Origin of the sequence: Saccharopolyspora endophytica (assembly GCF_018070075.1) — a bacterium.
Classification (GTDB): domain Bacteria; phylum Actinomycetota; class Actinomycetes; order Mycobacteriales; family Pseudonocardiaceae; genus Saccharopolyspora; species Saccharopolyspora endophytica.
On sequence record NZ_JAGPXE010000006.1, the window covers coordinates 33533 to 47792 of the forward strand.

Consider the following 14260-nt stretch of genomic DNA (forward strand, 5'->3'; position numbering starts at 1 on the left):
TCATGACCGCATCCGTGCCAGCGCCGGTGCGCCGCAAGGCGGTCCTCGCGGCGTCCATCGGCAACTTCATCGAATGGTTCGAGTTCGGGCTCTACGGGTTCTTCGCCGCGGCCATCGCGGCGAACTTCTTCCCGGGAAGCCACAGCCTGATCTCCACCTTCGCCGCCTTCGGCGTGTCGTTCGTGCTGCGCCCGCTGGGCGCGCTGATCTTCGGCCACTTCGGCGACCGGATGGGCAGGCGCACCACGCTGTCGATCTCCATCATCGGGATGTCGGCGGCGACCTTCGTCATCGGACTGCTGCCCAACTACGACGGCATCGGCCTGGCCGCGCCGATCCTGCTGGTGGTCGCCCGCGTCGTGCAGGGCTTCTCGGCCGGTGGTGAGTTCGGTGGCGCCACCGCGTTCATGGTCGAGTACGCGCCTGCGCACCGACGCACGTTCTACGGCAGCTGGCAGATGTTCACCCAGTTCGCGGCGACGCTGGTGGCCACCGTGATCGGCGCGCTGCTGTCGATGGCGCTCACGCCCGAGGCGTTGACCGACTGGGGCTGGCGGGTGCCGTTCCTGGTGACGCTGCCGCTCGGCGCGATCGGCCTGTACCTGCGGCTGCGCCTGGACGAGACCCCGGAGTTCCAGGCCTCGTCCCCCGAGGACAGCGGTGCACCGCTGATGATCACGCTGCGGAAGCACTGGCCGAACGTGCTCAAGGTGATCGGTCTGATCATCTCCGGCACCACCTGCACCTACATGGTCCAGGCGTTCTGGCCCGCGTTCCTGGTGAAGAACCTCGGCATCGCGCAGGCCGACATGTTCATCGCGATGATGGTGGGCATCTCCGCGCTGCTGCTGACCTGCCCGGCGTGGGCGCTGCTGGCCGACCGGATCGGGCGGCGCAAGCCGTTCCTGATCGCCACGCCGATGGCGCTGATGGTGCTGGCCATCCCGATGTACCAGCTCATCCTGTCCGGCTCGTTCGCGCTGATCGTCCTCGCCTACGTGCTGCTGGGACTGCTGATGGCGCCGAGCCTGGCGGCGATCTCCACGGCGATCGCCGAGGCGTTCCCGACCGAGGTGCGCTACAGCGGTCTGTCGCTGGCCTACAGCGCGGCGGTGTCGATCTTCGGCGGTTCGACGCCGCTGATCCTCTCGACGCTGGTAGAGACCACCGGGAACCCGATGTCGCCGGCCTACTACCTGATCGCGGTGGCCGCGGTGTCGGTGCTGGCGGCGTTCGCGCTGGCCGACACCTCCACCAAACCCGCTCGCGCCGAGGTCGCCGAGGAGGTGCCCGCCCGATGACGCCGGGGTGCGGCTCGGCCCGTTCCGGGCCGCACCCGCGGAAGTCCCGTCGCGCGTTCCGGCGCGGGCGTTTGGCGGGGACCGGCCTCTCGGTGGACGATCGAGGGCATGGCTGGTGAATTCAAACGGGACATGAACTACATCGCCACGCGGATCACCGCCGACGGGCGAGACGGCTACCCGGTCGAACCCGGTCGGTACCGCCTGGTGGTGGCCAGGGCGTGTCCCTGGGCGAACCGGGCGGTCATCGTGCGGCGGCTGCTCGGCCTGGAACCGGTGCTGTCGATGGGCATCGCCGGGCCCACCCACGACGAGCGCAGCTGGCAGTTCGACCTCGACCCGGGCGGCCGTGACCCGGTGCTGGGTATCGAGCGGCTGCGCGAGGCGTTCCTGGCACGCGACCCGGACTACGCGAAGGGCATCACGGTGCCCGCGATCGTCGACATCCCCACCGGCCAGGTCGTCACCAACGACTTCCCGCAGATCACCCTCGACTTCTCCACCGAGTGGCGCGAGCACCACCGGCCGGGAGCGCCCGAGCTGTACCCGCAGGACCTGCGCGCCGAGATCGACGAGGTCGGCGATCTGGTGTTCAAGGTCAACAACGGGGTCTACAAGACCGGCTTCGCCCAGAGCCAGGAGGCGCACGACAAGGCCTTCCACGAGCTGTTCGAGGCGCTGGACCTGCTCGCCGAACGGCTTTCCGGTCAGCGGTACCTGGTCGGCGACACGATCACCGAGGCCGACGTGCACCTGTTCCCGACCCTGGTGCGCTTCGACGCCGTCTACCACGGGCACTTCAAGTGCAACCGGCACAAGATCACCGAGATGCCGGTGCTGCGGGACTACACGCGAGACCTGTTCCAGACCCCGGGTTTCGGCGACACGATCCACTTCCCGCAGATCAAGGAGCACTACTACGTGGTGCACCGCAACGTGAACCCGACCGGCATCATCCCCGCCGGCCCCGACCTCACCGGCCTCCTGCAACCCCACGGCCGGGACAAGCTCGGCGGCCACCCCTTCGGCAACGGCACCCCACCAGGCCCACCCCCGGAAACCGAACGAGTCCCCACCATCGCGTGATCGCCGCGCTCCCGCGAAGCACGAACACGTGCCCCGCGGGAACGCGGAGCTCCCGCCCCCCACGCACCCCGATGACGACCGTTTTCCGTGTCCGGATTACGGCCGTTTTCGGGTGTCCGATTACGGCGGTTTTCCGTGTCCGGATTACGGCGGTTTTCCGGTGCGTGGTTACGGGGGTTTTCCGGGTTCGGGGTCTGACTGGACTGGTCGTCTTCGGGGCCGGATTCGCCTCGGGGGTTCCGGCACTGCGTGAGGCGCTTGCCGTTCGGGGCTGTTGGGAATCCCTCCGTGCCGGATCGGGATCCGTTCGTTCCCACCGCATTGCCCGGGCGGTCGCGGGCGTGGCATGTTCACCTCCACCTGCAGAAACGGGAAATCCCGGGGGCTTTCGTCGCCGGGCGCACCGCGGTGGGGGAGTTCGCCGTCCGCTCGGCGTCGGCGAGGTCGATCCTGCCGCGGCGGTGCGGGAACGCGCACCGGACACCGCGAAGGAGCGGATCGTGACGGCATCGGACGCAGTGACAACGGACCAGGACCGAACCACGCACCGGAAGCCGGAGCCCGTACCGGGGCCGCTGGCCGGTGATCCCGCGCTGATCGGAGTGCCCACGTTCGTCGTGGGTTCGATCGCCCTCGGAATGACCTTGGTGGGCTTCGTCCCGCCGGAAGCGGTAGGAGCGCCCGTGGCGATCATCCTCGCCGCCACCGGAACCGGTCAGCTCGTCGCGGCGTTGTGGGCGGCGGCGATCGGGCAGAGCGCGGTCGCCTCGATCTTCGGCACGTTCTCGGGTTTCTGGCTCAGCTACGGGCTTTTGGTGCTCGGGTTGACCCACGGCTGGTTCGGGGTTCCCGACGGCAGTGCCACGGCCACGCAGGCGCTGTTCCTGACGTCGTGGGCGGTCACGGTCGCGCTGCTGGCGCTGGCGACGCTGCGGCTCCCGGCCGCCTACACGGTGCTGTTCGCGCTGATCGCCGCGGCGCTGGTGCTCGTGCTGGTCGCGACCGTCCAGGACTCGGCGCAGCTGAAGGCGGTGGGCGGCTTCGTGGTCTTCACCTTCGCGGCGCTGGGCTGCTACCTGTTCCTCCACGTGATGTCGGAGGCGACGGGTGGTCGCGGGCTGCCGCTGGGAAAGCCGGTACTGCGTTCCTGAAACCTCAAGCGCGGAGGTGGTTGTCGACCACCTCCGCGCTCGAATCCGTCTCAGGAGCGCAGTTCGGGGAACTGGTCGTCGCGCCACTCGTCGCGCGGGCCCGAGTCCTCCTCGCGGGCGCGCAGTTCGACGCGGCGGATCTTGCCGGAGATCGTCTTGGGCAGCTCGAAGAACTCCAGCCGGCGAACCCGCTGGTAGGGCGCGAGATGTTCGCGCGCGTACTTGAGGATCTCGAACGCCGTGGTCTTGTCCGGTTCGTGCCCGGGAGCCAGCGCGACGTAGGCCTTCGGCACGGCGAGCCGGACCGGGTCGGGCGCGGGAACCACGGCGGCCTCCGCGACCGCGGGGTGCTCGATCAGGACCGATTCGAGCTCGAACGGGCTGATCTTGTAGTCGCTGGCCTTGAAGACGTCGTCGGTGCGCCCGACGTAGGTGATGTAGCCGTCCGCGTCGATCGTCGCCACGTCACCGGTGTGGTAGTAACCGCCGCCCATCGCGGTGTCGTTGCGCTCGGCGTCGTCGCGGTAGCCGGTCATCAGCGGCAGCGGGTGCTGCGCGAGGTCGAGGCAGATCTCGCCCTCGCCGGTGCCGGCGACCGGCCGGCCAGTCGCCGGGTCGACCAGCACCACCGGGACACCGGGCAGCGCGCGGCCCATCGAGCCGGGGCGGATCTGCGATCCGGGCGTGTTGGCGACCTGCGCGGTGGTCTCGGTCTGCCCGAAGCCATCGCGCAGCGTCAGGTCCCACGCGCGCTGGACCTGGTCGATGACCTCGGGGTTGAGCGGCTCACCCGCGCCGATCACCTCGCGCAGCGCCTCGGGGCGTTCGCCGAGGTCGGAGTTGATGAGCATCCGCCACACGGTCGGCGGCGCGCAGAACGTCGAGACGTCCCAGCTCCGCAGCCGGCCGAGCAGCATCGCGGGGTCGAAGCGGCCGTAGTTGCAGACCAGGATCGTGGCCTCGGCGATCCAGGGCGCGAAGAACGACGACCACGCGTGCTTGGCCCAACCGGGCGAGGAGATGTTGAGGTGCACGTCGCCGGGCCGCAGACCGAGGAAGTACATGGTGGTCAGGTGCCCGACCGGGTAGGAGGTCTGGGTGTGCTCGACGAGCTTCGGCCGCGAGGTCGTGCCCGAGGTGAAGTAGTAGAGCAAGGGATCGCCGGGCGCGGTCCCGGGGTGGGGCAGCGGCGTGGCGGGGGACGCTTGCGCTTCGCGCAGGTTCACCCACCCGTCGGCCGCGCCGACGCTGATCCGCCCGTAGTCACCGGGCACGTCGGTGAACTTGACGGTGTCGGCGGCGTTGGCGATGACGTGCTCGGCCCCGCTGCGGAGGATCCGGTCGACCAGCTCGGCCGGACCGACGGCGGTGGTGGTCGGCACGATCACCGCACCCAGCTTCATGATCGCCAGCATCGATTCCCACAGCTCGACCTGGTTGCCGAGCATGAGCACCACCGGGTCACCGCGGCGCACGCCCTGGTCAGCCAGCCAGCCGGCGAGGCGGTCGGAGGCGGTGGCCATGTCGTCGAAGCTGCGCCGCAGCTCGGACCCGTCCTCCTCGACGATCACCAGAGCCGGGCGGTCATTGCCGCGCGCGATCGCGTCGAACCAGTCGGTCGCCCAGTTGAACCGCTCGCCCAGCTCCGGCCAGCGGAACTCGGCGACGGCGCGCGGGTGCTCGCCGCGCAGCGCCAAGAGCTGGTCACGGCTTTCTCGGTAGGCGCCGGTGACGTCCATGTGCCGCATCCCCTTCGATCGGACGACGCTGTCGGGACGAGGGTGCACCGACCACCGGAGGATCGAATACCCACTCACGGGGGTAGCGCGGAGCGGCCGGTGCGGGGTATTCACCCAGATGACGTGGTGAGGGAGCGCACATGGACGAAGACGTCAGAGCGGCCGGTTGGATCGACCGGCTCCTCCCGGAACGACTGAACTGGCTTTCCCGGTCGACGGGCATCCCCGTGGTGTTCGGCGGCAGCACGTCGGCGACCCCGCAGCGGCTGGTGATCGGCCGCATGAAGGGAACCATCGGGTCGGGGCTGCGCGGGTTGGAGGTGCGCCCGGGGAGCGGTCTCGGCGGCCGGGTGCTGCGCGACCGCGCGGCGCACCGCGTCAACGACTACGCCCGCACCTCCGACATCACCCACGAGTACGACCCGATCGTCGTCCGGCAGGAACGCCTCACCTCGGTGTTCGCCCTGCCCATCACGGTCGGCGACGCGGTGTGCGGCGTCCTCTACGGCGCGGCCCGCGACCACCGCCCGGTCGGCGACCGCGCGCTGCGCACGGCGGAGGTCGTCACCGCGCAGCTGTCCCGGGACGTCGAGGACCGGCTGCGCCCGGACCCGGAGCTCCACGAACCCGACCCACTCGCGGAACTCGCTGCCGTCATCGAGGAGACCGGCGACGAGGCCATGCGCGCCCGCCTGCGCCGGATCCACCAGCGGCTCCGCGGGAGCACGCCACCGACCACGACGAGCGACGTGACCCTCGCGCCCCGCGAGATCGAAGCGCTCCGCCTCGTCGAGATCGGAGCGTCCAACGTGGAGATCGCCGCCCGCCTCGGCCTGAGCCCGCAGACGGTCAAGACCTACCTCCGCAACGCCACCCGCAAGCTCGCGGTCCGCAACCGCACAGCAGCAGTACACGAAGCCCGCCTCGCAGGACTGCTGTAGACCACCCGCCGCACACCTCCGCCCTCGACGGCAGGGGCCGTCGAGGGCGGAGGTGTGGGGGGCCGGTCAGTGGATGTTGATGAGGCCGATGCCGAGGCCTGTGGTGATGACGATCGCGCAGACGAGGAGGGCCCACTTGATCGCGAAGCGGTGGTGGTCGCCGAGGTCGACCTTGGCCAGTCCGATGAGGACGTACATCGCCGGGACCAGCGGGCTGAGCATGTGGATGGGCTGGCCGAGCAGGGAAGCCCGTGCGATCTCCATCGCGCCGATCCCGTGCTGGGCACCGGCTTCGGCGAGGATCGGCATGACGCCGAAGTAGAACGCGTCGTTGCTCATGAAGAACGTGAACGGCACGCTCAGCACCGCGACGATGATGCTGAAGAACGGGAACAGGCCGTCGGGCAGCGCCGTGAGCAGGTACTGCGCCATCTGCTCGATCATGCCGGTGCCGGAGAGGACTCCGGTGAACACCGCCGCGGCGAACACCATGGCGACCACGGCGACCACGCTGTCGGCGTGCGAGGCGATGCGGTCGCGCTGCTGCTCCAGCCGCGGGTAGTTGACGAGCAGCGCCAGGGCGCAGCCGATCATGAACAGCACCGAGATCGGCAGCACGCCGATGATCAGGGCGGTCAGCAGCGCGATCGTCAGACCGGCGTTGAACCAGTACAGCTTCGGGCGCAGCGATTCGCGGTCCGGGGCGAGCACGTCGAAGTCCGCCGAGCCGCCGTCGAAGGACGTCGCGTCATCCGAGCCGCCGGCCGGGGGACCACCCGCGCCGACCAGAGCCGGGGCGGCGGTGCGCAGCCTGGCGCGCTCCCGCAGGCCCAGGACGTAGGCGAGGGCGAAGACGGTGACCAGTCCGGCGGCCAGCGCCGGGATCATCGGCACGAACAGCTCCTGCGGGTCCAGGCGCAGCGCGCTCGCGGCGCGGGCGGCGGGACCGCCCCACGGCACCACGTTGAGGATCGCGTTGGTCAAGCACGCCAGGCCCGTCATCAGCACCGGGCTGACGCCCAGCCTGCGGTAGATCGGCAGCAGCGCCGAGACCGTGATCATGAACGTGGTCGTGCCGTCGCCGTCCAACGACACCAGCGCCACCAGGGCGACCGTGCCCATGATCAGGCGCAGCGGGTCGTTGCGGGTCAGCTTGACCACGCCGCGCGCGATCGGGTCGAACAGCCCGGCGTCGATCATGATCCCGAAGTAGAGGATCGCGAACAGCAGCATCGCCGCCGTCGGGGCGACCGACTTGATGCCGTCGGTGATCATGTCGCCGAGGTCCGGGGCGAAGCCGCCGATGACGGCGAAGAGTATCGGGACCGCGATCAGCGAGACCATCGGTGAGAGCCGCTTGCTCATCACCAAGTAGAGGAAAACCGTCACCATGCTCAAGCCGAGTAGCGCGATCAACGCGTCCTCCTCCCTGCGGACCTCCGGTGGTCCCACTTGCAGCGCCGTTGCGTTCCGGGGAACCGTAGGTGAGCTACGTCGCTCTGACGAGATTTGTCGATGTTGTCCGCATATCTCGCGTTGAGAACGTTCTGCGCGTTTTGCTCACGACGTATCGTCGGGACATGCCCCACCGCCCGATGCGGTTCGCGCGACAAGCACTGCTCATGCAGATCGGTCTGATCACCCTGGTCACCACGATCGGGTTCTTCCTCGTCGCGTCGCTGCTCGACCGCCACCTCGTCGACCAGTACGGCCAGCGCGCCCTCACCGCAGCCCAGGTGCTGGCCACCGACACCGACCTGGCGGGCGCGGTGGCGCGCGGCGACCAGCCCGGGGTGCGCGCGCAGGCCGACCGGGCGCGGGCGGCGTCCGGGGCGCTGTTCGTGGTCGTCACCGATCGCCACGGCATCCGCATGTCGCACCCCAACCCCGACGAGATCGGCGAGCCGGTCAGCACCGATCCGCGCCAGGTCCTCGCCGGCCACGAGATCGTGAACGTGCAGCGCGGCACCCTCGGGCTCTCCGCGCGCGGCAAGGTCCCGCTGCGCGGACCCGACGGCGGCGTCATCGGCCAGGTCAGCGTCGGGTTCGACGCCGAGGACATCAACACCGCGCTGCTGCGGCTGATCGGCACCACCGCGGCGTTCACCGGCGGTGCCCTGCTGGTCGGGATCGCCGGTGCCGCGTGGCTGACCCGCCTGCTCAAGCGGCGCACCCTCGGGCTCGAACCGGAGGAGCTCGCCGAGCTGGTCCGCCAGCGCGAAGCCGTGCTCTACGGGATCGGGGAGGGCGTGCTCGCCGTCGACGCCACCGGCGATGTCTCGGTCCGCAACGGCGAGGCCGAGAAGCTGCTCGGCACGACTCTGGAGGTCGGCACGCCGACGACCGCGCTGGACATCCCGCCACGGCTGCGGGAGCTGCTGCTCAGCGGTCGCCAGGCCGACAACCTGATCGCGCTGTCCGGCGACCGGGTCCTGGTCGCCCACCACCGGCCGGTGCAGCGCGGAGGCGTCGAGCTCGGCAGCGTGCTCACCCTGCGCGACCGCACCGACCTGGAGTCGCTGAACCGCGAGCTCGACAACGTGCGGAGCACGACCAACACGCTGCGCGCGCAGCGACACGAGTTCACCAACCGCCTGCACACCCTGTCCGGGCTGCTGCAGACCGGGCGGCATGAGGAAGCCGTCGACTACGTGCAGGCGCTCACCCACGGGCAGGTCACCGGCCTGGGACCGGCCGCCGAAGCGGTGCGCGACCCCTACCTGGTGTCGTTCCTGTCCGCGAAGAAGTCGGTGGCGCTGGAGAAGGGCGTCGAGCTCGAACTGGCCGAGACGAGCTGGGTCCCCTCGCCGCTGCGCGCACCGGTGGAGGTGATGACCGTGGTCGGCAACCTGGTCGACAACGCCATCGATGCCGCGCGGGTGGGTGCTGCCCGGCCGCGCGTGGAAGTGGACCTGCTGGCCGACGGGACCACGCTGCACGTGTCCGTTGTTGACAGCGGTGATGGTGTTCCGGAGGAGTTGCGCGAGGAGATCTTCGTCGAAGGCGTCTCCTCGAAGTCGTCCGGCGGCAACGGGCTCGGGCTCGCGCTGTGCAGGCAGGCGGCGCGCAGCCTCGGCGGCGACGTGCGCGTCGCCGGCCCCGGCGAGGAGTCCGGCGCGCTGTTCGTGGCGGAGCTGCCGGGCGCGCTCGAAGACGGTTCCCCAGCGAGCGAGGAGGCGAAGTCGTGATCGGCGTGGTCGTGGTGGACGACGATTTCCGGGTGGCGCAGGTGCACGCCGAGTTCACCGATCGGGTCTCGGGGTTCCGCGTGCTGGGCATCGCCCACACGGCGGCGCAGGCGCGCGAGCTGATCGACGAGCAGAACCCCGACCTGGTGCTGCTCGACAACTACCTGCCCGACCACGACGGGATCGCGCTGCTCGCCGAGCTCGAGACCGACGCCATCATGCTCACCGCCGCCACCGATCCGGCGACGGTGCGCGCGGCTTTCGCCGCCGGAGCGCTGAACTACCTCATCAAGCCGTTCACGGCCGAACAGCTCGCCGACCGGCTCAACGCCTTCGCCCGCTACCACTCGCGGCTGCCGGTGACCGGCGGCGCCATCGACCAGGAGGAGATCGACCGCGCCCTCCGGCTGCTGCGCGAGGGCGACCGGCCTGCGGCCCCGAAGGGGCGCTCGTCGCTGACCACGCAACTCGTCCTCGATGCGCTGCGCAACGACGGGCGGGCCCGTTCCGCCGCCGAAATCGCCGACGAACTCGGCATTTCCCGCGCTACAGCGCAGCGCTACCTCGCCTCCCTCACCCAGGAGGGTCAGGCGATCATGACCCTCCGATACGGCGCGAGCGGCCGTCCGGAGCACCAGTACGAACCGATCCCCGGTGCTCGTTAGGACTTGTTCACGACGACGTGTCGCCCGCTCGGCCGGGTTCCGGCGCGCTCGTGCGGGCCGCGACGACCTGGCCGATGAACAGGTCGTACACCACGGCGCCGACCACCGCCCCGATGAGCGGGCCGACGATCGGGATCCAGAAGTAGAAGCTGAACCACTCGTGGGTCCCAGGGAGGGCGAGCTCACCCCATCCGGTGAGGAACGTCCACAACCGCGGGCCGAAGTCACGTGCCGGGTTGATCGCGTAGCCCGCGTTGGGGCCGAACGTCAAACCGATGGTGGTCACCACCATGCCGATCAGGAACGGTCCGAGGTTGGCCGCCGGAGCGCTGTTGCGCGCGTCGATCAACGCGAAGATCAGCAGGACCAGAACAGCCGTTCCCACGATCTGATCCAGCAGCGGGCCCCACCACGACCCGCCGAAGTACTCGGCCGGGAACGTCGCGAAGATCGCGAAGGTGTCCAGCGATTCGGTACGCGGCACACCGGCTTTCGCGTTGAACGCGTCGATAGCCCAGCTGTACACGGAGTACACCACCGCGGCGGCCGCGAACGCGCCCACGAGCTGGGCCAGCATGTAGGGCACGACCTTCACCCAGGGGAAGGCCCGCCGCACCGCGAACGCCAGCGTCACCGCCGGGTTGATGTGCGCGCCGGACACCCCGCCCGCGACGTAGACCCCGAACACCACGGCGAATCCCCAGCCGAAGGCGACGATGAGCCAGTTCGCGGCACCGAAGGAATCAGATTGCCGTCCGGACCCCGGTAGCCCTGCGACGGCGACTGCGACGGACGCGCAGCCCAGCAGAATCAGCACGAAGGTTCCCAGGAACTCCGCCAGCAGTTCGCCGGTGAGCCCCTTGCCGTAACCGGGGCGGCGTTGTTTCAGCTCAGCCATCGGTTCTCCATCACGCGGGCGACGCGCGAGCGAACACCATCGGCGTCGCCACCTTGCCCGTCGGGACGGACCTCACCCAGCAGCGTAGGGCTCAATCCTGCCCGACGCATCCCCGTCGTCACAGGGGAGTGGTCGTACAAGCGTTCAGCGACAGCGCGATTCCCCCTGCTCCGCAGTGGAAATCCGGCCGGGGTCCGTCGATCGAGGACGGTCGAAGACCCCGGGCGGTCACCGGGTGCGCCTGGCCGCCTGATGCAGGCGGATCGCGGAGATGAGGAAGAAGATGCCACCGAGCGTCGCGTAGCCCGCGATGGCGGTGAGCGAGGGGTTCGGCTTGCCGGCCATGAGGAGGAAGCTGACGCCGGCGAGGACGGAGATGCCGCCGCTGAGGATCATCGCCCACTGACCGCCGAGCCGACGGCGCAGGACCGCGACGATCAGCTGGACCATGCCGGCGGTGATCGCCCACAGGCCCCAGACCCGCAGCACGCCGGGGATGCCGGAGGTGGCGGCGAAGGCGAGGCCGATCGCGGCGAGCAGGCTCAAGCCCATGTTGAGGTACAGCGGCGCTTTCGGGCGGGTGGTGCCGGAGGAGCGGAAGTCGACCACGGCCGCCGCGACGTCGAACAGCGGGTAGATCACCAGCAGCGCGACGGCTCCCGGGCTGAGCGTCTTGGCCACCACCACCGTGAGAACCGCCCACGCCACGGCGAATCCGAAGCGGACGAAGTAGAGCGTTCGCAGCGACGTCGCGCCGCTGCCCGGCTCCGGGCGCGTGCCGGTGCCGTCGACGTGGGTCGCTTCCGCAGGACGTGTCATCAGGTCGATCCCCTCGGAGGAGCGGGTGGACGACTCCACCCGAACAAGTAGATAGAACGATCGGTACACCTGAAGCGTGCTGCGGCCGGAGCGGATTGTCAAGACCGATCGTTCTATCTGCTAGCCTCGAACCAGGTCAGCCGGATGATCGAACGGGGGACGGATGTCGGAGGCGCGAGCTCGCCTGCTCAACGCGGCCACCGAGCTGTTCTACGCCGAAGGCCTGCACGCGGTGGGCGTCGATCGCGTCATCGCGCACGCGCAGGTCACCCGCGCCACGCTCTACCGGCACTTTCCGAGCAAGGACGACCTCCTCGTCGCCTACCTGACGCAGGCCGACGAGGCGTTCCGCGCGCGGACGGACGAGGCGCGCGCCGCCGAGCGCACCTCGGCTGACGCCGTCCGAACCCTGGGGCGGACCATCACCGGCGACATCCAGAACCCGGGTTTCCGAGGCTGCGCCTTCCTCAACGCCGCGGCCGAGTACCCCGACCCGAGCCACCCGGTCCACCTGGCCGTGCTCGCGCATCGGCAGTGGTTCCTGGAGACGATGACCGAGCTCTTCTCCGGGATCGGCAAGATCGACCCCGAACCCGCCGCCCGGCACTTCGTGATGCTGCGGGACGGCGCCATGACCGCGGGCTGCCTGAGCGATCCGCAGCCCATCTGCGAGACGTTCCTGCGCGGGGTCGAAGGTCTCCTCATCTTCCGAAGTGGGGAGAAATCGGGCACCTGAACCATTTTCTTCGGGTGGTGTCGCCGGGTTCGTTGTAGTCGTGTGACTTCCTCCGGGCGAACGGACCGTTATGTTGCGCCGGAACGGTTCGACGCCCCGAGGGAGTGGCTGTGTACGAACAGGTCCTGGATCCGCTGCTCGGTTCGCTGGGGTTGAGCGCGCTCGCCGCCGCGCTTCCGCTGCTGGTGCTGTTCGTCCTGCTGGGCATCGTCCGGATGGCGGCGTGGAAGGCCTCGCTCATCGCACTGGTCGTCGCCTTGGCCGTCGCGGTGCTGGTCTATCCGATGCCGGTCGTCCCGGCCCTGCTGTCGGCGTCGCTGGGTGCCGCGTTCGGGTTCTTCCCGATCCTGTGGATCGTCATCAACGCGATCTGGGTCTACAACATGACCGTCACGACAGGGCATTTCGACGTCCTGCAGCGGTCGTTCTCGCGGGTCAGCGGTGACCGGCGGATCCAGGCGGTGATCATCGCCTTCTGCTTCGGCGCCCTGCTGGAAGCCCTGGCCGGGTTCGGCACACCGGTCGCGATCACCACGGTGATGCTGCTGGCGCTGGGATTCTCGCCGATCACCTCAGCCGTCGTGGCCCTGGTCGCCAACACCGCCCCGGTCGCCTTCGGTGCCCTGGCGTCGCCGTTGGTCACCCTCGCCAGCGTCACCGACCTGCCGCTGGAGGAACTGGGTGCGATGACCGGTCGGCAGACCCCGCTGCTGGCGGTGTTCGTGCCGATCGTGCTGGTCGGCATCCTCGACGGCCGCAAGGGCGTCCGGCAGACCTTGCCCGCGACGCTGACGTGCGGCATCACCTTCGGCCTCGCGCAGTTCGTCTCCGCCAACTACATCTCCGTGCCGCTGGCCGACATCGTCGCCTCGCTCGTCGCCGCGGGCGCGACGGTCCTGCTGCTGAAGGTGTGGACGCCGCGCGGTGGCCTGGAGGCCGAGGCGAGCACCGAGGTCGACTCCCGCGGTGAGGTCGTGCGCGCGTACCTGCCGTACCTGATCATCATCGCGGTGTTCGTCGTCGCCCAGATCGGCTTCGTCAACGACGTTCTCGACGCCGTGACGGTGAAGTTCGACTGGCCGGGCCTGCACATCACCGACGCCGGCGGCGACGAGCTGTCGCTGACCGAGTTCAAGTTCAACTGGCTCACCAGCGCGGGCAGCCTCCTGCTCATCGCCGGACTGCTGAGCATCCCCGCCATCGGCATCGCCCCGGGCCGCGCGGGCGAGCGCTACCTGGCCACCTACGCCCAGTTGAAGTGGCCGATCGTCACCGTGATGTCGGTGCTCGCCATCGCCTACGTCATGAACGCCTCCGGCCAGACCGCCACGCTGGGCACCTGGATGGCCGGAGCCGGTGGGGTGTTCGCGCTGATCTCGCCGGTGCTCGGGTGGCTGGGCACGGCGGTCACCGGGTCCGACACCTCGTCGAACTCGCTGTTCGGAGCGCTGCAGGTCTCCGCGGCCAACCAGGTGGGCATGGATCCGACGCTGGCCGCCGCCTCGAACGGCTCCGGCGGAGTCCTGGGCAAGATGATCTCGCCGCAGAACCTCGCCATCGCCGCGGGCGCGGTCGGCATGTCCGGCCGGGAGGGCGACATCTTCCGCAGAGTCCTGCCCTGGAGCCTGATCTTCCTGGTCCTGATGTGCGCCCTGGCCTACCTGCAGTCACTACCCGTCCTGGGCTGGATGGTGCCCTAGTTCCGTCCTGTGTGGAGGTTCCCCCGCGAGGTCCCG

General features: G+C 69.7%; 12 protein-coding genes. 8 read left to right on the top strand and 4 right to left on the bottom strand.

What is annotated here, in order from left to right; all coding sequences use genetic code 11:
* The first annotated feature begins 2 nt into the window (after nt 1-2).
* The 3 genes from KBO27_RS15650 (at nt 3) to KBO27_RS34580 (ending at nt 3538) form a co-directional block, all read left to right on the top strand.
* Nucleotides 3-1301 (top strand): MFS transporter, encoded by a 1299-nt coding sequence (locus KBO27_RS15650; protein WP_210970731.1) that lies wholly within the window; start codon nt 3-5, stop codon nt 1299-1301.
* A gap of 108 nt (nt 1302-1409) precedes the next feature.
* On the top strand, nt 1410-2387 hold the full coding sequence (locus tag KBO27_RS15655) for a glutathione S-transferase family protein (RefSeq protein WP_210970732.1): 978 nt from the start codon (nt 1410-1412) through the stop codon (nt 2385-2387).
* Nucleotides 2388-2887: 500 nt separating this feature from the next.
* Nucleotides 2888-3538 carry a GPR1/FUN34/YaaH family transporter gene (locus tag KBO27_RS34580; RefSeq protein ID WP_307870432.1) on the top strand — a complete coding sequence of 217 codons (651 nt, stop codon included), beginning with the start codon at nt 2888-2890 and terminating at the stop codon, nt 3536-3538.
* A gap of 50 nt (nt 3539-3588) precedes the next feature.
* Here the strand turns inward: KBO27_RS34580 and KBO27_RS15665 are convergent, their stop codons facing one another.
* Entirely contained in the window at nt 3589-5277 is a 1689-nt protein-coding gene (locus KBO27_RS15665; protein ID WP_210970981.1) for an AMP-binding protein, read from the bottom strand.
* Nucleotides 5278-5417: 140 nt separating this feature from the next.
* Here KBO27_RS15665 and KBO27_RS15670 point away from each other — a divergent pair, with 140 nt between their 5' ends.
* Entirely contained in the window at nt 5418-6218 is an 801-nt protein-coding gene (locus tag KBO27_RS15670) for a LuxR C-terminal-related transcriptional regulator (RefSeq protein WP_210970734.1), read from the top strand.
* 66 nt (nt 6219-6284) lie between these two features.
* On the opposite strand, the gene KBO27_RS15675 is transcribed toward KBO27_RS15670, so the two are convergent.
* Nucleotides 6285-7634 carry a CitMHS family transporter gene (locus tag KBO27_RS15675; RefSeq protein ID WP_210970735.1) on the bottom strand — a complete coding sequence of 450 codons (1350 nt, stop codon included), beginning with the start codon at nt 7632-7634 and terminating at the stop codon, nt 6285-6287.
* A 164-nt stretch (nt 7635-7798) separates the two neighbouring features.
* On the opposite strand from KBO27_RS15675, the gene KBO27_RS15680 reads away from it, so the two are divergent.
* Both KBO27_RS15680 and KBO27_RS15685 read left to right on the top strand, forming a co-directional pair.
* Complete coding sequence (locus tag KBO27_RS15680; protein ID WP_246537428.1) at nt 7799-9406, top strand: sensor histidine kinase; 1608 nt, start codon at nt 7799-7801, stop codon at nt 9404-9406.
* The gene (locus KBO27_RS15685) at nt 9403-10071 is read left to right on the top strand and encodes a response regulator (RefSeq protein WP_210970736.1); all 669 of its coding nucleotides are present in this window, start codon (nt 9403-9405) and stop codon (nt 10069-10071) included. Before KBO27_RS15680 ends, KBO27_RS15685 begins: the two co-directional genes overlap by 4 nt.
* Before the next feature lie 7 nt (nt 10072-10078).
* Here the strand turns inward: KBO27_RS15685 and KBO27_RS15690 are convergent, their stop codons facing one another.
* A complete protein-coding gene (locus KBO27_RS15690) occupies nt 10079-10969 on the bottom strand; it encodes an MIP/aquaporin family protein (RefSeq protein WP_210970737.1) in 891 nt (296 codons plus the stop codon).
* A 228-nt stretch (nt 10970-11197) separates the two neighbouring features.
* Nucleotides 11198-11788 carry a hypothetical protein gene (locus tag KBO27_RS15695; protein WP_210970738.1) on the bottom strand — a complete coding sequence of 197 codons (591 nt, stop codon included), beginning with the start codon at nt 11786-11788 and terminating at the stop codon, nt 11198-11200.
* 163 nt (nt 11789-11951) lie between these two features.
* Between KBO27_RS15695 and KBO27_RS15700 the strand changes: the two genes are divergently transcribed.
* Nucleotides 11952-12524, top strand: a complete 573-nt coding sequence (locus KBO27_RS15700) for a TetR/AcrR family transcriptional regulator (protein WP_210970739.1) — start codon at nt 11952-11954, stop codon at nt 12522-12524.
* A gap of 110 nt (nt 12525-12634) precedes the next feature.
* Nucleotides 12635-14224 carry an L-lactate permease gene (locus tag KBO27_RS15705; protein WP_210970740.1) on the top strand — a complete coding sequence of 530 codons (1590 nt, stop codon included), beginning with the start codon at nt 12635-12637 and terminating at the stop codon, nt 14222-14224.
* The last annotated feature ends 36 nt before the right edge of the window (nt 14225-14260 follow it).